This window comes from Streptomyces actinomycinicus, from assembly GCF_016741775.1.
Lineage (GTDB): Bacteria > Actinomycetota > Actinomycetes > Streptomycetales > Streptomycetaceae > Streptomyces > Streptomyces actinomycinicus.
This window is the reverse complement of the sequence record NZ_JAERRK010000008.1, coordinates 307,928-328,079: the sequence shown is the minus strand read 5'-3', so window position 1 is coordinate 328,079 and position 20,152 is coordinate 307,928. Positions and strand designations below refer to the sequence as shown.

The following is a 20,152-nucleotide window of genomic DNA, read 5'->3' as shown; positions in this document are numbered from 1 at the left end:
GCCCGTGCCGGGCGCAGCTTCGCTGCCTTCACGGGGCGTCAGTGGCGGCCCGGCGGGGGTCCGGGGGCCCGCTGGACGGGGATCGCGGCCCCGTGGCGCCGGTGCGGTGAGCCGCCGCCGTGGCCGAACCACCGGTCATCGGGCACACCCGATGACTGCCCGTGAGCCCGCTGGGCAAGCATCCCCCCGTGAACGTGTTCGACCAGGAGGGGCAGGGTCCGGCGGCGTGCAGGCGGGGGTCATGAAGAGGCAGGCACGAGGGGGCGGTCCCATGACCGCAGGGGCCTCCTCGGCGAATACGGGGGAACAGGCCGACACCATCACCGATCACGCGCGGCGGTTCCGGCGCAGGCTTGGCCGGGCCGATCTCAGGGCGGTGCCGGAAGCCCGCCGGGAGCTGCGCGAACTGCTGCGGCACTGGGGCAAGCCCGGCCGCTCGGAGATCGCCGAACTGCTCGCCAGCGAACTGGTCACCAACGCCCTCGTCCACACCGACGACGACGCGGTCCTCACGGCCGTCGTGGAACCCGGTGGACTGCGCGTGGAGGTACGTGACTTCGTGGGCCGCAGACCCGAGCCGCGGGCCCCCGACACGAACGACGACACCCACGGCCGGGGCCTGGTCCTGGTGCAGTCCCTCGCCGACTCCTGGGGGGTACGGCCGCACAGGGTGGGCAAGTCGGTGTGGTTCGTACTCGGCGCCGAGGCCGCCTGAGCCGGGACGGTGACAGGACGGGGGTGTGACCCGCCTGGTCACACCCCTCGTTCCGGGGTGTCCGGCCGCGGGCCCGCGTCGTCGGGTCACCGGGCGGTCAGCCGAACTGCTGCTCCAGGTCCTTGAGCTTGCGCTCCAAGGAGTCCAGCCGCGGCAGGGCCATGGTGTCGTCCTCCGCGGTGAGGTCGACGGTCACCGGGTCAGCTCCGTGGCGGACCGGCCGCAGGGAGGGCCGAGCGCGTACGGGCAGTTGCTCCGCGGTCGATATGGCAGGCTCCGCGGTAGCCGGGGCGGGGCCGCGCTCGACCGCCTGCACCTCGACCTCGACCTGCCGGCCCGTGCCCCGGCCGACGAAGCCGCGGTGGCCGCGGCTGATCGCCTTCAGCTGGGCGCGCTCCACGCGCTGCTGGTCGCGCCGCCGCTGCCGGGTCTCGTCCTTCTGCCGCTTGTCCTCGCGGACCTCCTCGACCGCTTCGTCGAGGCTGCGCACGCCCTCCAGGAGCATCAGCGACCAGGCCTTGTAGGTCTCGCGGGGTGCCCGGACCCAGCGGACGATCCGGATCTGCGGGAGCGGACGCGGCACCAGGCCCTGCTCGCGCAACGCCGCCCGGCGGGTCTGCTTCAGCGCCCGGTCGAAGAGCACGGCCGCCGACAGCGACATGCCGGAGAAGAACTGCGGAGCGCCGGCGTGCCCCACGCCTCGTGGTGCGTGCACCCAGTTGAACCAGGCCGCCGCCGCGGCGAAGAGCCAGACCAGTATCCGGGAGCCGAGTGCCGCGTCACCGTGGCTGGCCTCGCGCACCGCGAGCACGGAGCAGAACATCGCCGCACCGTCCAGACCGAACGGCACGAGGTACTGCCAGCCGTCGGTCAGTCCCAGGTTCTGTTCGCCGAAGCCGACGAGCCCGTGGAAGGACAGGGCGGCCGCGACCGCCGCACAGCAGAACAGGAGCACGTAGGAGGCCGTGCCGTAGATGGCCTCCTTGCGCCGCCGCCGCTCCTCGCTTCGCTCCCACGAGTCGTCCGCGCTCGCGTTCTCCCCGGAGGAGCGCTTGCCGCGCGCGAGCACCGCCACCGCCACCAGCATGCCCAGGAGCAGTACGGCGCCGGGAAGCAGCCAGTTCAGCGATATGTCGGTCAATCTCATCAGGGGTCCCTTGCATTGGGATGGGGCGTAACGCCCGCCATAGTGGCCCACTCCCGACGGCCCTCAGGGGGTTTCGGGGCAAGAGGCCGCCAATGAAGTGCGAGGGGGATGCCCAGGGCGGCGTTCTGCTCGAACTGCCGCGTGAGGGGCGGGAGTTGAGTTCGATTAAGACTACCCGTACGGGTGGTTCCGTCGAAAGTTCCTGCGGCGGATGAGGAAGCCGTGAATTCGGCCGCCGGGCCGATGCGGGGCCGGGCCGGGCAGGGCCGATGCCGGGCGCGGGCGGTCCGCGGGGACGGGCGGGCGCGCGGCGATGATCTTAGGCTTAGGGGACAGTCGTACGAGACATGCGTCACGGGCGGCCGTGGGACCCGGCGGCGCGGGAGCAGGGGGCGGTGACCGGAAGCCGGGCGGGCCCGCCGTCCGCCGCGAGGCGGCAGCGGGCATGACGGGCCTCCGGCCCTCCGGCGCGTCCTCGATCAGAGACCGTGGTGATTAAGGTAAGGCTGCCCTTGGCCCTCTCGTTCGGAGTTTGCGCTGCCGTCCGGTCCGCCTATGGTGCTTGACGGACAACCGACAACCCGTCGTTAATGACCCCAAGTGCCGACAAGCCGCCAGGAGGACCCGTGAAGCAGGGCGTGCAGGGCTCCGCGGTGCCGCAGAGCGCCGCCCGGGTGCCTGCGCAGCAGCGTCCGGCGGCCCGGACCGGCGAGTCCGCACGGGAACGGGACGGCGCGGTGCCCGCTGCGGCGCGGGGCGAGCACACGCACGGCGAGCGGCCGGTTCCGGCGCCGCGGGCGGCCGTGCAGCGCTCCTCGGTGCGCGGGCAGATCCTCGACGCGCTGCGCACCGCGCTCGTCACGGGCGACCTGCGCCCGGGTGAGGTCTATTCGGCACCGGTCCTCGGAGAACGCTTCGGCGTCTCGGCCACGCCCGTGCGGGAGGCCATGCAGCAGCTCGCCCAGGAGGGCGCCGTCGAGGTCGTCCCCAACCGCGGCTTCCGGGTCGTCCGGCGCGGGGCGCGGGAGCTGGCCGAGCTGGCGGAGGTGCGTGCGCTCATCGAGGTGCCGGTGATGCTGCGGCTCGCCCGCACCGTGCCGGGGGAGCGGTGGGCCGAGCTGCGGCCGCTCGCCGAGGAGACGGTCCGCGCCGCCGCGACCGGCTGCGCGGCGACGTACGCCGAGTGCGACCGGGCCTTCCACCGTGCGCTGCTCGGCCTCGCCGGCAACGAGCAGCTGGTCCGCATCGCCGAGGACCTCCACCGCCGCTCGCAGTGGCCGCCGGTGCGGCAGAGCCGGGCCGAGCTGGTGGCGGACGCGTCGGAACACATGGCTCTGCTGGACGCGCTGGCCGCGTGCGACATCGAGGTGGTGCGGGGGCTGGTGGCCGAGCACTTCGCCGGAGCGGGCTGAGCGGTCGCCGTGCGCCGCCGCCGAGGCGGGGGCCGTTGCCGGCTGCGGTGTGGCGGCTTGTCGCGCAGTTCCCCGCGGCCCCTGGGGGTGCTGGTGGGCGGGTTCGCGGGTGTGCGTCGTCGGCTGCGGGGGCTGGTGGGCGGTTCCGTGGGTGTGCGTCGTCGGCTGCGGGTGTGTCGTGGCTCGTCGCGCAGTTCCCCGCGTCCCTTGGGTGGGTGCAGGTTGCCTGGGCCGGAAGGATGCGGCTGCGGGTGTGTCGTGGCTCGTTGCGCAGTTCCCCGCGCCCCTTGGGTGGGTGCAGGTTGCCTGGGCCGGAAGGATGCGGCTGCGGGTGTGTCGTGGCTTGTCGCGCAGTTCCCCGCGCCCCTTGGGTGGGTGCAGGTTGCCTGGGCCGGAAGGATGCGGCTGCGGGTGTGTCGTGGCTTGTCGCGCAGTTCCCCGCGCCCCTTGAGTGGGTGCAGGTGGCGTGGGCCGGAAGATGCGGGGGGCTCTGCGGTCGATCGGTACCGGGGTGCCCGGTGACGGTCTCCGCGGTTGCTCACGCCGTCGCCGCTCCCGGGGCCGGGGGTGCCAGGTGGTGGGCCAGCCAGGTCGGGACGCCTCCCAGGAGGCGGAACAGGCGTCGTGCCTCTTCCCGGAGCCGGGACGCCTCCGGCTCCTCCTCCGTGTCCGCCAGGGACGCCAGTGCCGGGGCCGTGCCCACCAGATAGCCCAACTCCTCCCGGATCCGCAGGGATTCGGTGAAGCCGTGCCGCGCCTCGGCCAACTCGCCGTCCCGCAGGGCGATTCCGGCCAGGTGCCGCCAGGTGAAGGACAGGAGCAGCGGGTCGGCGTGCGCGGCGGCACCCGTGTGGGCGCGCCGGTAGGCAGCACGGGCGGCCTGCGGGGACCGCGTCAGGTTCTCGGCGATCAGCCCCCGGCGGAAGTCCAGCAGGGCCCGCCCGGCCGCCCCCGGAGGGATCAGCGCCGCCGCCCGCCCGAGCGCGGCCCGCGCCTCGTCGGCGCGGTCCCGGACGCCGTGCAGGGTGGCCGTGTAGGCCAGTTGGCCGCGCTCGCAGGCGGCGGCCCCCCGCTCGTCGTCGGTGTGGGCCAGCGCCTCCGCCGTCCGCAGCGCGTCCTCCGCCTCCTCCCAGCCCCGCTCGGTGTACAGGCACCGTTCGACCAGGAGCGTGGCCCGTTGCAACGCCGTGGCGGGCCGGTCGGCCGGCAGCAGGGCCGCCGCGTCGGCCCAGCAGGCCCGGCTGCGCAACCGCCATACCGCGGTCTGGAGCGGATCGTCACCGGTGGTTCCGTTACCAGACATGGCGGGATGCGCCACGTTGCCCTCCCCGAGCACGCCATCGAGCTGTTGAGTGGTGGCGGCATTCCAGCACCTATCGCGGCGCCGGGCCAAGAGGCTGGGTGAAAGATTTCACAAAGTAGTGGGGTGCGGGCGTGACCGGGTTTGGCCCCGCACGCCCCCGCTGACCTCAGCTCATGCGCAGCGCGAGGAAGAAGTCGAGCTTGTCCTCCAGCCGTGAGAGGTCACGTCCCGTCAACTGCTCGATCCGGCCGACCCGGTAGCGCAGCGTGTTGACGTGCAGGTGGAGCCGGGTGGCGCAGCGGGTCCAGGAGCCGTCGGAGTCCAGGAACGCCTCCAGGGTGGGGATCAGCTCGGCCCGGTGCCGGCGGTCGTAGTCCTTCAGCGGGTCCAGCAGGCGGGCGGTGAAGGCGCGGCGGACGTCGTCCGGGACGAACGGCAGCAGCAGCACGTGCGAGGCGAGTTCCTGGTGCCCGGCCGCGCAGACCCGGCCGGAGCGGGCCGCGGCGACCCGCCGGGCGTGCCGGGCCTCCTCCAGGGCGCCGCGCAGGCCCTCCGCGGAGTGCACGGCGGCGCTGACGCCCAGGGTGAGCCGGCCGTCGTCGTCCAGGCCCGCCGACAGTGGCTCCCGCACCGACTGCAGGAGCGAGTCGGCGAGGAGGCCGCTCTCTGATCCGTCGTGCTCGGAGGTGACCGCGGGCAGCGGGACCAGGGCGATCGCCTCGTCGCCGGTGTGCGCGACGGCGATGCGGTCGGAGGGCTCCGGGCCGGTGGCGAGCGGGTCGACCAGCACCTCCTCCAGCAGGGACTGGGCGACCGGGCCGCCCTCGGCCTCCTGGCCCTCCCACTCGACGCGGGCCACCACGACCTGCCAGTGCGGGGCGGCCCCCAGCCCCGGCAGCAGCACCGGCGCGGCCACCCGGAGGCGGGCGGCGATCTCGGCGGGCGGGGCGCCCGTCTGCACCAGCTCCAGCACCTCCTGGGCGAGCCGGCGCCGCACCGTGCGCGCCGCGTCCCGGCGGTCCCGTTCGACGGCGATCAGCTGGGTGACGCCCTGGAGCAGGTCCAGCCGCTCCGCGGGCCAGTCGCCCGCGTCCGCCTCCACGGCCAGCAGCCAGTCGGACAGGACCGTCTGGCGGACGTCGCGGGCGGGCTGCGGGGCCCGGCCGGAGGAGCGGACGGGGAACAGCGAGTACGTGTTGCCGGCCAGCAGCACCCGGTGCGGGCCGCGACGGCCGGTCCGGGTGGCTGCCAGGTGCTCGGCGGCGAGCTTCGCGCAGGTCTCGGCGGGCAGCGTGGGGCCCGTGACCTCGGAGCCGGCGATCAGGCGGCCGGTGGGGGAGAGCACCCAGGCCCGCAGGTCCAGGTCGGAGCCGAGCAGGTCCAGGACCACGTCCGGGCCGCCGCCCGCCGGTCCCGAGGTCATCATCCGGCGGTGCCGGTCCACGACGGCCGCCAGGTCCCCGGCGCGCTCGCTGGAGACCTGCCGGACCACATGCTCGGTGATCGTCGCGAAGGCCACCGACTCGTGCACCGCGAACAGCGGCAGCCGGTGCCGGGCGCAGGCCAGCACCAGGTCGTCCGGCACATCGCCCAGCTCGGCCTCGCCGGCCGCGAGCCCCGCGACCCCGGCCTGCACCAGGATGCGGACGAAGGGCTCGGAGTCGTCGGCGTCCCGGCGCCAGGCCAGGCCCGTCAGGACCAGCTCACCGCCGGAGAGGTAGCGGCTCGGGTCGCGCAGGTCGGTGGTCATGACCCCACGGACCGAGCGGTCCAGCTCGTCCTCGCCGCCGAGCAGCCGCAGGCCCAGCGCATCGGTGTCCAGCAGTGCGCGCAGCCGCATCTCGTCGCCGCCGTTCTTTGTCTCGAAACCTACGATGGATCATGGAAGGTGACGTGGGAGCCGCCCGGAACGGGACGCGTGGGCGCGCATTCCGGGGTCTCCGTGCTGTTTCCTGCGTTTTTCCAGGAAATCCGGGAGGCTACTGAGGGCCCCCGTTCATACGAATCTACAAGATGCTCGGCCTGGCCAGCGAACTCCTTCATGGTTTCGGTGACTGACCCCGCCCGAGTACGGGGCGGTGTACTGAGTCCACTCCGCGTTAACAGGACATGAACGAGCCGCGCCAGCCGCAGACGGATTGGCTCAATCTGAACGACCCACGAAGAAGAGAGCCGGTCATGGACTTCCTTCGTCCCGCCAGTTGGGAGGAGGCGCTCGCCGCCAAGGCGGAGCACCCCACCGCTGTGCCGATCGCGGGCGGCACCGATGTGATGGTCGAGATCAACTTCGACCACCGCCGGCCGGAGTACCTGCTCGACCTGAACCGGATCGTCGATCTCTACGAATGGGAGACCGGCGCGGAGAGCGTACGGCTGGGCGCCTCCGTGCCGTACACGAAGATCATGGAGAACCTGCGTGCCGAGCTGCCGGGCCTGGCGCTCGCCTCGCACACGGTCGCCTCCCCGCAGATCCGCAACCGCGGCGGCGTCGGCGGCAACCTCGGCACCGCCTCGCCCGCCGGCGACGCCCACCCCGCCCTGCTCGCGGCCGGCGCCGAGGTGGAGGTGGAGTCGGCGGCCCGCGGCACCCGGCTCATCCCGGTCGACGAGTTCTACACGGGCGTCAAGCGCAACGCGCTCCGGCCCGACGAGCTGATCCGCGCCGTGCACGTCAAGAAGGCCGACGGCCCGCAGCAGTTTTCGAAGGTGGGCACCCGCAACGCCATGGTCATCGCCGTGTGCGCCTTCGGTCTCGCCCTGCACCCCGCGACCCGGACCGTGCGCACCGGCATCGGCTCGGCCGCGCCCACCCCGGTGCGGGCCGGGGCCGCCGAGGACTTCCTGAACGCGGCCCTGGAGGAGGGCGGCTTCTGGGACACCGGAAAGATCATCACCCCGTCGGTCGCCAAGCGGTTCGCGGACCTGTGCTCCGCCGCCTGCAACCCGATCGACGACGTCCGGGGCACCGCGAACTACCGTCGGCACGCGGTCGGCGTCATGGCCCGCAGGACGCTCACCTGGACCTGGGAGTCCTACCGTGGCGCCCGCCCCGCACCGGAGGGAGCCGCGTGATGCGCGTCAACTTCACCGTGAACGGACGTCCGCAGGAGGCCGACGACGTCTGGGAGGGCGAGTCCCTGCTCTACGTCCTGCGCGAGCGCCTCGGTCTGCCGGGTTCCAAGAACGCCTGTGAGCAGGGCGAGTGCGGCTCCTGCACCGTACGCCTGGACGGTGTGCCGGTCTGCGCCTGCCTGGTCGCGGCCGGCCAGGTCGAGGGCCGTGACGTGGTGACCGTCGAGGGCCTCGCGCAGTTCGCCCGGCAGCGTGCCGCGGGCGGCTGCGCGACCGGCGCGTGCGGCACCCCGCTGGACGAGGCCAGGAGGTGGCAGGCCGAGGGCACCGGCCCGGGGACCGGCGAGGACGCGGGACTCTCCCCGGTCCAGCAGGCGTTCATCGACGCCGGCGCCGTCCAGTGCGGCTTCTGCACCCCGGGTCTGCTCGTCGCCTCCGACGAACTCCTGGAGCGCAACCCGAACCCGTCCGACGCCGACATCCGTGAGGCGCTGTCGGGCAACCTGTGCCGCTGCACGGGCTACGAGAAGATCATGGACGCGGTCCGCCTCGCGGCCGCCCGTCGGTCCGAGGAGGTCTGACGATGCCCTCCCCCGAGCTTCCCATCCCGTCCGTGCGGGGCGGTGCCCCCGTCGGCGCTCCCTCGAAGATCACTCAGGGCTCCCGGGCCAGGGGCGGCGTCGGCGAGTCCACGCTGCGCCCGGACGGCATCCTCAAGGTCACCGGCGAGTTCGCCTACTCGTCCGACCTGTGGCACGAGGACATGCTGTGGGGCCAGATCCTGCGCTCCACCGTCGCGCACGCCGAGATCGTGTCGATCGACACCTCCCAGGCCCTGGCCACGGCGGGCGTGTACGCCGTCATGACCTACGACGACCTGCCCACCGGGGTGAGGAACTACGGCCTGGAGATCCGGGACACCCCGGTCCTCGCGCACGGCAAGGTGCGCCACCACGGCGAGCCGGTCGCGATCGTCGCCGCCGATCACCCGGAGACGGCCCGCCGCGCCGCCGCCAGGATCAAGGTGGAGTACCGGGAGCTGCCGGTCATCACCGACGAGGCCTCCGCGACCGCCCCGGACGCGATCCTCGTCCACGAGGGCCGCGACGACCACCACTGCGGGCACGTCCCGCACCCCAACATCGTTCACCGCCAGCCGATCGTCCGCGGCGATGTGGCCCGGGCCCGGAGGCGGGCCGACGTGATCGTCGAGGGCGAGTACACCTTCGGCATGCAGGACCAGGCCTTCCTCGGCCCCGAGTCCGGCCTCGCCGTGCCCGAGGAGGACGGCGGCGTCCACCTCTACATCGCCACCCAGTGGCTCCACTCCGACCTGCGCCAGATCGCGCCCGTACTCGGCCTGCCCGAGGACAAGGTGCGGATGACGCTCTCCGGTGTAGGCGGCGCGTTCGGCGGCCGCGAGGACCTGTCCATGCAGATCCACGCCTGCCTGCTGGCGCTGCGCACCGGCAAGCCGGTGAAGATGGTCTACAACCGGTTCGAGTCCTTCTTCGGGCACGTCCACCGCCACCCGGCGAAGCTCCACTACGAGCACGGCGCGACCAAGGACGGCAAGCTCACGCACATGAAGTGCAGGATCGTCCTGGACGGCGGCGCCTACGCCTCCGCCTCCCCGGCGGTCGTCGGCAACGCCTCCTCCCTCTCCGTCGGCCCCTACGCCGTCGACGACGTCGACATCGAGGCCATCGCCCTGTACACCAACAACCCGCCCTGCGGCGCCATGCGCGGCTTCGGCGCGGTCCAGGCGTGCTTCGCCTACGAGGCGCAGATGGACAAGCTGGCGAAGCGGCTCGGCATGGACCCGGTGGAGTTCCGGCAGCGCAACGCCATGGAGCAGGGGACCCTCATGCCGACCGGGCAGCCGGTCGACTCCCCGGCCCCGGTCGCCGAACTCCTGCGCCGCGTCAAGGCGATGCCCATGCCGCCCGAGCGCCAGTGGGAGTCCAGCGAGGGCCCCGACGTACGGCAGCTGCCCGGCGGCCTGTCCAACACCACGCACGGCGAGGGCGTCGTACGGGGCGTCGGCTACGCGGTCGGCATCAAGAACGTCGGCTTCTCCGAGGGCTTCGACGACTACTCCACCGCCAGGGTGCGCATGGAGGTCATCAACGGTGAGCCGGTCGCGACCGTGCACACCGCGATGGCGGAGGTCGGCCAGGGCGGTGTCACCGTCCACGCCCAGATCGCCCGCACCGAACTCGGCGTCACCCAGGTGACCATCCGCCCGGCCGACACCCGGGTGGGCTCGGCGGGTTCGACCTCGGCCTCCCGGCAGACCTACGTCACCGGCGGCGCCGTGAAGAACTCGTGCGAGCTGGTCCGCGAGAAGGTCCTGGAGATCGGGCGCCGCAAGTTCGGCTCCTGTCACCCGGCCTGGGCCACCGCCGGACTCCTGCTGGAGGGCGGCAAGGTCGTCACCGAGGGCGGCGAGGTCCTCGGCGACCTGGCCGACGTCCTGGAGGAGGAGGTCGTGGAGGTCGAGGAGGAGTGGCGGCACCGGCCGACCGAGGCCTTCGACCTGCGCACCGGCCAGGGCAACGGACACGTCCAGTACTCCTTCGCCGCACACCGCGCGGTGGTCGAGGTCGACACCGAGCTGGGCCTGGTCAAGGTCGTCGAACTGGCCTGCGCCCAGGACGTCGGCAAGGCCCTCAACCCGCTCTCCGTCCTCGGCCAGATCCAGGGCGGCACGACCCAGGGCCTCGGCATGGCCGTCATGGAAGAGATCGTCGTCGACCCCAGGACGGCCAAGGTCAGGAACCCCTCCTTCACGGACTACCTGATCCCCACCATCCTCGACACGCCGACCATCCCGGTCGACGTGCTCGAACTCGCCGACCCGCACGCCCCGTACGGGCTGCGCGGCATCGGCGAGGCCCCGACCCTGTCGTCCACACCGGCCGTCCTCGCGGCGATCCGGGACGCGACCGGGCTGGAACTCGACCGCACTCCGGTGCGGCCCGAGCACCTGACGGGGACCGCGTAACACCGAAAGCTCTCCGGGCGGCGCAGGGAACGTCACACACTCCGCCGCGCCGCCCGGAGGAACCACCTTTGAGTTCCGCTCCGCTCGCGGTCCTTGAAGTACAGGAAATTCGTTCGTCTCGGGCCGTCCCCCGGGTCGTCCAATCCCAAATCCCGTGTCCGCAAAGGCGGTTCGCGGGTGCCCCTTTGAACCTTGGGAGTTGGCACCATGACCCAGCAGTCAGTGGAGCCCAGGACCGCAGCCGACGACGCGGGCGATGGCAGCCGCGTCCCGGCCGGGCGGTCCTGGCTCGACCGGTACTTCCACATATCCAGAAGAGGATCCACGGTCGCGCGTGAGGTGCGCGGCGGCATCACCACCTTCATGGCGATGGCCTACATCCTCCTGCTCAACCCCCTCATCCTGTCCGGTAAGGACGCGGCCGGGGACACGCTCGGCCAGAAGGCGCTGATCACGGCGACCGCGCTCGCCGCGGCCGTCACCACGCTGCTCATGGGCTTCGTCGGCAAGGTGCCGCTCGCCCTCGCCGCCGGCCTCTCCGTCTCCGGCGTCCTCTCCTCGCAGGTCGCCCCCAACATGACCTGGCCGCAGGCCATGGGCATGTGCGTGATGTACGGCGTCGTCATCATGCTGCTGGTCGTCACCGGCCTGCGCGAGATGATCATGAATGCGATCCCGCTCGCGCTCAAGCACGGCATCACCATGGGCATCGGCCTGTTCATCGCCCTCATCGGCTTCTACAAGTCCGGCTTCGTGCACCAGGGCAAGGGCACCCCGGTCACCCTCGGCCCCGCCGGTGAACTCGCCGGCTGGCCGGTGCTGCTCTTCGCCGGCACCCTGCTGCTGATCTTCATGCTGCAGGCCCGGAACGTCCCCGGCGCGATCCTGATCGGAATCGTCTCCGGCACGGTCGTCGCCGCCGTCCTCAACGGGCTCGGCGTCATCGACCCCGAGCAGTGGGCCAACGGAGCGCCCGAGCTGCACGGCGCGGTCTCCATGCCCGACTTCTCGCTCCTCGGGCAGGTGGAGTTCGGCGGCTGGGAGAAGGTCGGCGCGATGACGATCGGCATGATCGTCTTCACCCTCGTCCTCGCCGGCTTCTTCGACGCGATGGCCACCATCATCGGCGTCGGCACCGAGGCCGAACTGGCCGACGACAAGGGCCGTATGCCGGGCCTGTCGAAGGCGCTGTTCATCGACGGCGCCGGCGGCGCGATCGGTGGTGTGGCGGGTGGCTCCGGCCAGACGGTGTTCATCGAGTCGGCCACCGGCGTCGGCGAAGGCGCCCGCACGGGTCTCTCCTCGGTCGTCACCGGCCTGTTCTTCGCGGCCTGCCTCTTCTTCACCCCGGTCACCGCGATCGTCCCGCAGGAAGTGGCCTCCGCAGCCCTGGTCGTCATCGGCGCCATGATGCTGATGAACGCCCGGCACGTGGACTGGGCCGACCGCGCCACCGCGATCCCCGTCTTCCTGACCGTCGTCCTGATGCCGTTCACGTACACCATCACCACCGGTGTCGCCGCCGGCGTCATCTCCTACGTCGCCATCAAGGCGGCGCAGGGCAAGGCCCGCGAGATCGGCGCCTTCATGTGGGGTCTGACGGTCATCTTCCTCGTCTACTTCGCCCTTCACCCCATCGAGGGCTGGCTCGGCGTGAAGTAGCCGGAGCCGCACCCCTCGCGCAACACCGCCAGGAGACCGAGACATGCTGGACATCGCCGACGAACTCAACCGGTGGGTCGAGCAGGGCCGTGACTTCGCCGTGGCCACCGTGGTGGCCGTCGGGGGCAGCGCCCCACGCCAGCCCGGCGCCGCCCTCGCGGTGGACGCCGACGGCACGGCCATCGGCTCGGTCTCCGGCGGATGCGTGGAGGGCGCCGTGTACGAGCTGTGCCGGCAGGCGCTCGAGGACGGGGAGACCGTCCTCGAGCCCGTCGGGTACAGCGACGAGGATGCCTTCGCCGTCGGCCTGACCTGTGGCGGCGTCATCGACATCCTCGTCACCCCGGTCCGGGCGGACGGTCCCGCCCGGCCGGTGGTCGCGACCGCGCCGGCCGCCGCCGCTCGTGGGGAGGCGGCGGCGGTCGCGCGGATCGCACAGGGACCGGCACGGCTGCGGGGCCGCGCCCTCCTCGTCCGGCCCGACGGGTCGTACGCCGGCGGTTTCGGCGGCCACCCCGAGCCGGACCGCACCGTCGCCGCCCAGGCCGGCGCCCCACTCGCCTTCGTGAGCAGCCCGCCGGGTGCGCGTGGGCCGTGCGGACGGGTCCGCGAGCGGGCCGGTCCGTCGGGAAATCCGTTTGCGGTCCGCTGCCCCCACTGTGTTGCATGACGGCATGGTGTCCGCCGACCGGCTGGCGGCCTTCGCCGCCCTCTCCTTCCTGCTCATCCTGGTGCCCGGCCCCAGCGTTCTGTTCGTGATCGGACGGGCCCTGGCGCACGGGCGCCGCGCCGCGCTGACCACCGTGGCCGGCAACACGCTCGGCGCGTACCTCCTCGTGGCGGCCGTGGCGCTCGGCGTCGGATCCGTCGTGGAGCGCTCCGTCGTCGTCTTCACCACGCTGAAGCTGGCGGGCGCCGCCTACCTCGTCCACCTCGGCGTCAAGGCGTGGCGGCAGCGCGGTTCCCTGGGGGCCGCGGTCGCGGAGTCCGGCGGCCCCGCGCACGGCAGCCTGCGCACGCTCTGGGAAGGGTTCGCCGTCGGCGTCGCCAACCCCAAGACGATGGTGTTCTTCGCCGCCGTGCTGCCCCAGTTCGTGAACCGCGACGCAGGGCACGTCCCGGCGCAGATGCTGCTGCTCGGACTGGTCTTCAACATCATCGCCGTGATCTCCGACAGCGTGTGGGGGCTGGGCGCCTCCGCGGCCCGGGACTGGTTCGCCCGGTCACCCCGGCGCCTGGCCGCGGTCGGGGGAGCGGGCGGTCTGACGATGATCGGCCTGGGCGTGACGGTCGCGGTGACCGGCCGCAAGGACTGACCGGGCCTGCGAGGAGTGACCGGGCCCGCAAGGACTGAGCGGGCCCGCAAGGACTGACCGGGCCTGCGAGGAGCGAGCGGGCCTGCGAGGGACCGGCCGCAAGGGCTGGTCCGGCCGCGAGGACTGACCGCCGGGACCGGCTCACGCCCGCCTGAGCAGCCGGTTCACCGCGCGGCCGAACATCAGCAGGGACGCCGACTTCAGGACGCCGTCGAAGGCGCGGGGCAGCAGGCGCACCCGCAGCTCCTCCCGCCACACCACCCGGCTGCGGCCCCCGGGACCCGGCCGCACCTCGATCTCCGCCCAGCCGAGGATCATCCGGCCGCGTTTCTCCAGCCGGCACAGGCCGCCCTCACCGGCGGCCGGCGGGCGCCAGACCGTCACCTCCATGACGTCGGCGACGGCGAGCGGGCCCACGCCCGTGCGGGCCACGAAACGTGTGCCCTCGCGGGTCGGCGCGGGCGTGAGGACCCTGATGCGGGTCAGCGGGACCGCGTCGGCGTGGCGGGGCCACTCCGTGAGCCGGCGCCACGTCTCCTCGAGCGGGAGGGGGGCCGTGCGTTCGAACGAGATGGTGGGCACGGCACGATCGTAGGCAATGACCGCCGGTCACCTGCGGAATGACCGCAGGTCTCGGTCCGGCGGCGTATTCCGGTGTCCGTGAGGAGTCGTACCCGGAAACAGCCGGCGGACGAGGCGCCGTACCGCGGCCGGGCTTCCCGGCGCCCGTGCCGCACCGACGACACCACCGGACACGCACACGGCGTGCCGCGGCACCCCTCGCCGCCGGTGCCTGCCCGACCGTGCCGCCCCGCGGCCCGCTGGTCTACGGGCGGTACACCGTGCCGGGCTCGGCCTTGCCGGGCGCCAGCAGCTGGGGGACGGTCACGAAGACGTACCCGCGGGCCTTCAGCGCGTCGATGATGCCCGGGACGGCCGGCACGGTGCCCTCGTAGATGTCGTGCAGCAGGATGATCCCGTCCCGGGAGGCCTGATCGAGGACGCGCTGGGTGATGAGCGCCGAGTCGTTGGTCGTGTAGTCCTTGGCGGTCACGCTCCACAGCACCTCCGCCAGGCCCAGCTCCTTGCAGATCTCGTGCACGTTCGCGTCGGTACGGCCCTGCGGCGGGCGCATCAGCGTCGGCTTGTGCCCGGTGAGCCGCTCGATCGCGTCGTTGGGGCGCTTCAGTTCCTGGCGTATCTGGGCGTCGGATATCCGGGTGAGGATCTTGTGGTCCCAGGTGTGGCTCGCGACCTCGTGGCCCTCGTCCGCCATCCGCTTGACCAGCTCGGGGTACTTCTCGATGTGCCGCTTGCCGAGCAGGAAGAAGGTCGCCGGCACCTTCTTCTCCTTGAGGATGTCCAGCAGCCGCGCCGAGTTCTCGCTGGGCCCCGCGTCGAAGGTGAGCGCGATGCACTTGGCCTGTCGGCAGTCGACGGTCCCGAACTTCGCCGGTGCCCCGTGCGCCGCCTCGGCTCGCACGGTACTGGGCGCCGTCGTGTCGACCTGGGCGCAGCCGGACAGCGTGAGGGCCAGACAGGCCGCCGCGGACGCGAGCGCGGAAAGACGCAACCTTCGGGGCGTGCCGCGCATCTTCCTGGTCGCGTGGTCAGGGGCCGGGATCGTTTCGGTCAGTAGAGGCATGCCCGGACTATACACTGTGTGTATAGAGCATTTGTTTGAATTCTCGGGGTGGGGGATGCCGCCGTAGCACCATGGATTGCAGGGGGGCGGCAAACCCGGCGGAAGGACCACCCATGCGCTTCCGGGACCGTGCCGAAGCCGGCCGGAAACTCGCCGGAATCCTCGTCGGCCTGCGCGAACAGGGCGCACTGGACGCCCCGGTCCTCGTCCTCGCCCTGCCCCGCGGCGGGGTCGCGGTCGCCGAACCGGTCGCCCGGGCCCTCGGGGCCCCGCTCGACGTGCTCGTCGTCCGGAAGATCGGCGCCCCGCACCACCGGGAGTTCGCGGTCGGCGCGCTCGCCGCGGACGACCCGCCGCTCTTCGACGCCGGCACCCTCGCCGGGCTCGGCCTCACCGAGGACTCCCTCGCCGCGGCGGTGGCCCGCGAGCGAGAGGAACTGCACCGCCGCGAGCGGCGCTACCGCGGCGGCCGGCCGGCGCCCGACCTCGAGGGCCGCACGGTGATCGTGATCGACGACGGACTGGCCACCGGCGCCACCGCCCGCGCGGCCCTGCGCCACGTCCGCCGCCGCGCCCCCGCCCGCCTCGTCCTCGCCGTGCCGGTCGGCGCCCCCGGCTCCCTCGATCTGCTCGCCAACGAGGCGGACGAGGTCGTCTGCCCCTGCCGCCCGGCCGGCTTCTGTGCGGTCGGCCAGTGGTACGACGACTTCGAGCAGGTCAGCGACTCGGCGGTGCTGGCGGCGCTCGGCGGGGTCCAGGCCCGGTCCGCGGCGCGGGGGGCGCCCGGCGAGGCCGGCGGCCGGCAGGGCCTCCAGGCGGGTCGGCCCCGGAGGTCAGGGCGGCCGTGATCTCGTCGTCGCAACGACCCCGCGCACACCAGTAGTACCGGACGGGTACGCGGAGTAACCTCGGGGGCATGACGCGCACGGGGGAGCGAGTCGTCACATCGCGCTTACGGACGCCGTCCTGGATCGCGCGCATCGAGGCGCCGGACGGGCGGGTGCTCGGCGCGGGGGTGCTGCTCGCCCCCCGCCGGGTACTCACCGCCGGCCACGTGGTCGATCCCGGCCGGTCCTACGCCGTCCGCCTCGTCGGCGTACCCGGCCTCGCCGCCGTCGCCGCCACCGTCCTTCCCGACGAGCACGTGCCCCCGCGCGCGGACGCCTTCGGTGACCGCATCGGCGACCTCGCACTGCTGCGGCTGGCCGCGCCGCTGCCCGCCGAGCACACGACCCGGCTCTACCGGCTCGCCGCTCCCCACGGACCCGTCAGCATGTACGGCTTCCCGGCCGGCGACGACGGCGGGCGCTGGCACGGCGCCACCCTGGTCGCCGCCCGCGGCCGGGACAGCCAGGTGCAGCTGCGGCCGCTCACCCCCGACGAACGCGCCGCCCCCGGCTTCAGCGGCGGCGGAGTCGTCGACCACGCCACCGACGAGGTCATCGGCATCGTCCTCAGCGTGGACGAGGGGCCGGGCTCCGTCTTCAGCTACATGAGTCCGACCGAGACCATCCTCAGCCATCTCCCGCAGGTCGCCGCCTGGACGGACGGCGCCGAGGCCGTCGACCCGCGGCTGCGCACCAGCACCAGCGCCGCCGCGGGCCGGCTCGACGTCCCGTTCGCCACCGAACTCACCGCCTGGTTCCGCGGCGAGGGCTGGCCGGTCCTCGTCACCGTCGTCCCCGCCACCGGCGACCGCGCCTTCACCCTGCAGCGGGCCGTCACCCTCGCCGACCGGGAACTGCGCACCCACCGCAACACCAGCGCCGTCAGCCACGACCCGCCCGAGACCGTACCGCCCGCCGGCGCCCACGACCTCGCCCTGGACGTCAAGGGACTCACGGCCGCCGAGGTCATGGACCGGATCGCCGAACGCCTCGGCATCCGCGACGACCCCCGGCCCGAACGGCTCGGCACGCTGCGCCTCCCCCTGGCCGCCGTCCTGGTCGCCGTGGACGAGGCGGCCGAACCGGACGCCCTGCTCGGCCTGTCGGACCGGCTCGCCCGGCAGGGGGCCCGGCTGCTGCTGGTGTTCCGCCCCGGCGACAGCGCCGACCGGGCCGCCGAGACGCTCGTCCACCGCCCGCTGCGCGAGCGCTGGGTCCGCCTGCACACCGAACTGCGCCGGGTCACCGACGAGCTGGGGCCCGCGCTCGAGGCGCGCCGGGACCGCGTGCTGCCCGGCCCCGGCCACCGCCGGCTGCTGGAGCGGGCCTCGGCCGGCGTGCGGCGCACCGTGATGCTGCGCGCCTGGGTCGCCCACACTCCGGAACAGGAGCGCGAACCCGGGCGTGCCGACCTGCTGTTCACCTTCGAGGCCGCCGTCGGCCGCCGCCGGCGGCGCCTGGAGGAGGCCATCGAACTGCTCGACGCCCGGCTGCGGCGCCGCGACGAACTCCTCGGCCGGGTCGGCGCCGAGTGGCCGCTGTGCCGGCAGCGGGCCGCCGCCCACGGCGACCGGGTCATGGAGGCATACCGGCTCTACGAGGACGCCCTGTCGCTGCTGCGGCACAGTCCCTGCGACATCGAGCGGGCCGAGGCCGCCGTGGAGCGGTTCGTCGGCTTCTGCTCCGCCACCGCATCCGGAAAGGAAGGCGCTTCGTGACCTCGTGTGTCCGGCCCGGCTGCGCGGGCCACATCATGGGCACCGGCTACTGCGACACCTGCGGCCACCGGCACGCCGAACCGCGCGTCGCACCACCGGCCCGGCCCCCGGCCGCCCCCGCGGCGGACACCCCCGGCCCGGCCACCGTCCACGCCGTCGCCGGCGTCGGCGACCTCGACCAGCACGGACTCGTCGTACTGCCCGAGGTGCCCGTCCCCGACGAAGTGCTGGTCGAGAACCCCCGCCCGCCCACCGGGGGCCGGCGCTGCGGCGCCGACGGCTGCACCATGACCATCGGCGTCGGCTACGGCGGCCAGCCCGCCCGCGCCAGCGGCCGCTGCCCGCGCTGCGGCACGCCCTACTCGTTCCTGCCCCAGCTCGCCCCCGGCCACCTCGTCGCGGACCACTACCGCGTCCTCGGCTGCCTCGCCCACGGCGGCCTCGGCTGGGTGTACCTCGCCGAGGACACCCGCGCCGACGGTCACAGGGTCGCGCTCAAGGGCCAGATCAACGTCCACGACGCCCTCGCCCGACGCACCGCCGTCGAGGAACGCCGTTCCCTCACCGACCTCCACCACCCCGACATCGTCCGCATCATCACCTACGCCGAACACCACGTGCCCGGCAGCTCACCCACCGGCTACCTGGTCATGGACTACATCGGCGGACGCTCCCTGCAGCAGCTCTTCGACGCCGACGACGCCGAGCGGATCTTCCACGGCCGCCCCCGCCTCGACCACGTCCTCACCTACGGCTGCAAGATCCTCGGTGCCCTGGAGTACATGCACGAACGCGGGCTCCTCTACTGCGACATGAAGCCCGCCAACGTCATCCACTTCGGCCGGGCGATCAAGGTCATCGACCTCGGCGCCGTCCGCGCCATCGGCGACCGCACCTCCGCCTACGTCTACACGGCCGGCTTCGCCCCGCCGAAGGAGGAGATCGACCGACGCGGCTGGCACGTCGACAGCGACCTCTACACCGTCGGCATGACCCTCGAGACCCTCGCCCGCGGCATCGAACCCGCCCGCGGACTCGCCCCCGACTCCTTCCGCCGGCTCATCGACCGCGCCACCCACGCCGAACCCCGCGCCCGGTTCCGCTCGGCCGCCGAGATGTCCCGCCAACTCTGGGAGGTCCTGCGCGAGTTCCGCTCCCTGCAGTTCGGCGAGCAGCTGCCGGAGAGTTCCACCCGGTTCCGCGCCACCGGTGCCAGCCTGGACGCCGGACTCGGCGCGATACCCTCCCTGGACCACTGGACCGCGCGCCCAGGTGAACAGCCCGTCGCCCTGGACGTCTCCCCGCCCCCTGCCGCCGAGGTCGCCGGCGCCCTCCCCGAGCCGGTCCCCGATCCCGGCGACGGCGCCGCCCTGCTGCTCGACACCTTCCCGCCCGACGCCCCCGACCGGGTCGCCCGGCAGTGGCCCCACGAATCCCGCCTCGGCACCCCCGAGACCGCGCTGTGGCTGTGCAGGGCCTACCTCCGCAAGGGCGAGCAGCAGGCGGCGGAGAGCTGGCTCGCCGAGGCCGAGACCCAGCTCGGCGAACGCGCCGGGCACGACTGGCGCATCGCCTGGCACCACGGCGTGCTGCACCTCAGCAGGGGCGAGGTGGACCGGGCCGGCGTCTGCTTCGACGCCGTCCACCGCGCGCTCCCCGGCGAGTACGTGCCCAAACTCGCCCTCGGCTACTGCGCCGAGCACACCAGCGGCGGACGCCCGGCCCGGGCCATGCGGTTCTACGAGGCCGTCTGGAAACGGGACTCCGCGCACACCGCCGCCGCCTTCGGCCTGGCCCGCGGCCACCTGGCCGGAGACGACCGGGACGCCGCCGTCCACGTCCTGGACGAGGTCCCCGCCACCTCCCGGCACCACGACGCCGCCCGCATCGCGGCCGTACGCATCCGCGCGGGCGTCCTGCGCGGCAGCCCGCCCACCCCGGCCGGCCTGCGGGACGCGGCCCGCCGACTGCCGGGACTCCGTCTGGACGGCGGCGCCGCGGCCGGCGAGTCCCGGGCCCGGCTGGTCGCCGAGGTCCGCGAGAACGCCCTGCACAGCCGGCCGGACCAGGGCTGGGGACCGGAGTTCCCGGCCGGGGACCTCCTCGGGCCCGGCGACGAGGACAGCCTGCGCACCCTGCTGGAGCAGTCCTTCCGGCAGCTGGCCGCGCAGGCCCGCACCGCGGGCCGGCACGGCCGCCTGCTCGACCTGGCCCACGCGGTCCGGCCGATGACCACGTTCTGACCCATCCACGACCCCACTGGGAGAA

General features: G+C 73.5%; 15 protein-coding genes and 1 pseudogene. 11 read left to right on the top strand and 5 right to left on the bottom strand.

All coding sequences use genetic code 11. From position 1 onward, the window contains the following. Nucleotides 1–271 precede the first annotated feature (271 nt). Complete coding sequence (locus tag JK359_RS19170; RefSeq protein ID WP_201837109.1) at nucleotides 272–715, top strand: ATP-binding protein; 444 nt, start codon at nucleotides 272–274, stop codon at nucleotides 713–715. A 97-nt stretch (nucleotides 716–812) separates the two neighbouring features. Here JK359_RS19170 and JK359_RS19165 read toward each other — a convergent pair whose 3' ends face one another. Then, a complete protein-coding gene (locus tag JK359_RS19165; RefSeq protein ID WP_201837107.1) occupies nucleotides 813–1,862 on the bottom strand; it encodes a DUF2637 domain-containing protein in 1,050 nt (349 codons plus the stop codon). Nucleotides 1,863–2,488: 626 nt separating this feature from the next. Between JK359_RS19165 and JK359_RS19160 the strand changes: the two genes are divergently transcribed. Continuing rightward, the gene (locus JK359_RS19160; protein WP_307788178.1) at nucleotides 2,489–3,274 is read left to right on the top strand and encodes a GntR family transcriptional regulator; all 786 of its coding nucleotides are present in this window, start codon (nucleotides 2,489–2,491) and stop codon (nucleotides 3,272–3,274) included. 538 nt (nucleotides 3,275–3,812) lie between these two features. On the opposite strand, the gene JK359_RS19155 is transcribed toward JK359_RS19160, so the two are convergent. Both JK359_RS19155 and JK359_RS19150 read right to left on the bottom strand, forming a co-directional pair. Beyond that, nucleotides 3,813–4,577 carry a hypothetical protein gene (locus JK359_RS19155; protein WP_201837103.1) on the bottom strand — a complete coding sequence of 255 codons (765 nt, stop codon included), beginning with the start codon at nucleotides 4,575–4,577 and terminating at the stop codon, nucleotides 3,813–3,815. 166 nt (nucleotides 4,578–4,743) lie between these two features. After that, nucleotides 4,744–6,417 (bottom strand): PucR family transcriptional regulator, encoded by a 1,674-nt coding sequence (locus JK359_RS19150; protein WP_201837101.1) that lies wholly within the window; start codon nucleotides 6,415–6,417, stop codon nucleotides 4,744–4,746. Between the two features lie 338 nt (nucleotides 6,418–6,755). Here JK359_RS19150 and JK359_RS19145 point away from each other — a divergent pair, with 338 nt between their 5' ends. The 6 genes and pseudogenes from JK359_RS19145 (at nucleotide 6,756) to JK359_RS19120 (ending at nucleotide 13,634) form a co-directional block, all read left to right on the top strand. Then, complete coding sequence (locus JK359_RS19145; protein WP_201837100.1) at nucleotides 6,756–7,649, top strand: FAD binding domain-containing protein; 894 nt, start codon at nucleotides 6,756–6,758, stop codon at nucleotides 7,647–7,649. Next, nucleotides 7,649–8,230: a (2Fe-2S)-binding protein gene (locus tag JK359_RS19140; protein ID WP_201837098.1), complete on the top strand. Its 582-nt coding sequence runs from the start codon at nucleotides 7,649–7,651 to the stop codon at nucleotides 8,228–8,230. The genes JK359_RS19145 and JK359_RS19140 overlap by 1 nt, the downstream gene beginning before the upstream one ends. Before the next feature lie 2 nt (nucleotides 8,231–8,232). Further along, complete coding sequence (locus JK359_RS19135) at nucleotides 8,233–10,656, top strand: xanthine dehydrogenase family protein molybdopterin-binding subunit (protein ID WP_201837096.1); 2,424 nt, start codon at nucleotides 8,233–8,235, stop codon at nucleotides 10,654–10,656. Between the two features lie 207 nt (nucleotides 10,657–10,863). Next, on the top strand, nucleotides 10,864–12,318 hold the full coding sequence (locus JK359_RS19130; protein ID WP_201837094.1) for an NCS2 family permease: 1,455 nt from the start codon (nucleotides 10,864–10,866) through the stop codon (nucleotides 12,316–12,318). Between the two features lie 43 nt (nucleotides 12,319–12,361). Next, nucleotides 12,362–12,877 (top strand): annotated as a pseudogene (locus tag JK359_RS19125) (XdhC family protein); the annotation flags it as partial. A gap of 115 nt (nucleotides 12,878–12,992) precedes the next feature. Then, entirely contained in the window at nucleotides 12,993–13,634 is a 642-nt protein-coding gene (locus tag JK359_RS19120) for a LysE family translocator (RefSeq protein ID WP_201837092.1), read from the top strand. Between the two features lie 141 nt (nucleotides 13,635–13,775). On the opposite strand, the gene JK359_RS19115 is transcribed toward JK359_RS19120, so the two are convergent. After that, nucleotides 13,776–14,216, bottom strand: coding sequence for an SRPBCC family protein (locus JK359_RS19115; protein ID WP_201837090.1), 441 nt, complete (start codon nucleotides 14,214–14,216; stop codon nucleotides 13,776–13,778). Nucleotides 14,217–14,460: 244 nt separating this feature from the next. After that, nucleotides 14,461–15,279, bottom strand: a complete 819-nt coding sequence (locus tag JK359_RS19110; protein WP_372445430.1) for a polysaccharide deacetylase family protein — start codon at nucleotides 15,277–15,279, stop codon at nucleotides 14,461–14,463. A gap of 113 nt (nucleotides 15,280–15,392) precedes the next feature. On the opposite strand from JK359_RS19110, the gene JK359_RS19105 reads away from it, so the two are divergent. The 3 genes from JK359_RS19105 (at nucleotide 15,393) to JK359_RS19095 (ending at nucleotide 20,127) form a co-directional block, all read left to right on the top strand. Beyond that, complete coding sequence (locus JK359_RS19105) at nucleotides 15,393–16,127, top strand: phosphoribosyltransferase (protein ID WP_201837087.1); 735 nt, start codon at nucleotides 15,393–15,395, stop codon at nucleotides 16,125–16,127. A gap of 68 nt (nucleotides 16,128–16,195) precedes the next feature. After that, complete coding sequence (locus JK359_RS19100; protein ID WP_201837085.1) at nucleotides 16,196–17,884, top strand: S1 family peptidase; 1,689 nt, start codon at nucleotides 16,196–16,198, stop codon at nucleotides 17,882–17,884. Further along, nucleotides 17,881–20,127 (top strand): serine/threonine-protein kinase, encoded by a 2,247-nt coding sequence (locus tag JK359_RS19095; protein WP_201837084.1) that lies wholly within the window; start codon nucleotides 17,881–17,883, stop codon nucleotides 20,125–20,127. Before JK359_RS19100 ends, JK359_RS19095 begins: the two co-directional genes overlap by 4 nt. The last annotated feature ends 25 nt before the right edge of the window (nucleotides 20,128–20,152 follow it).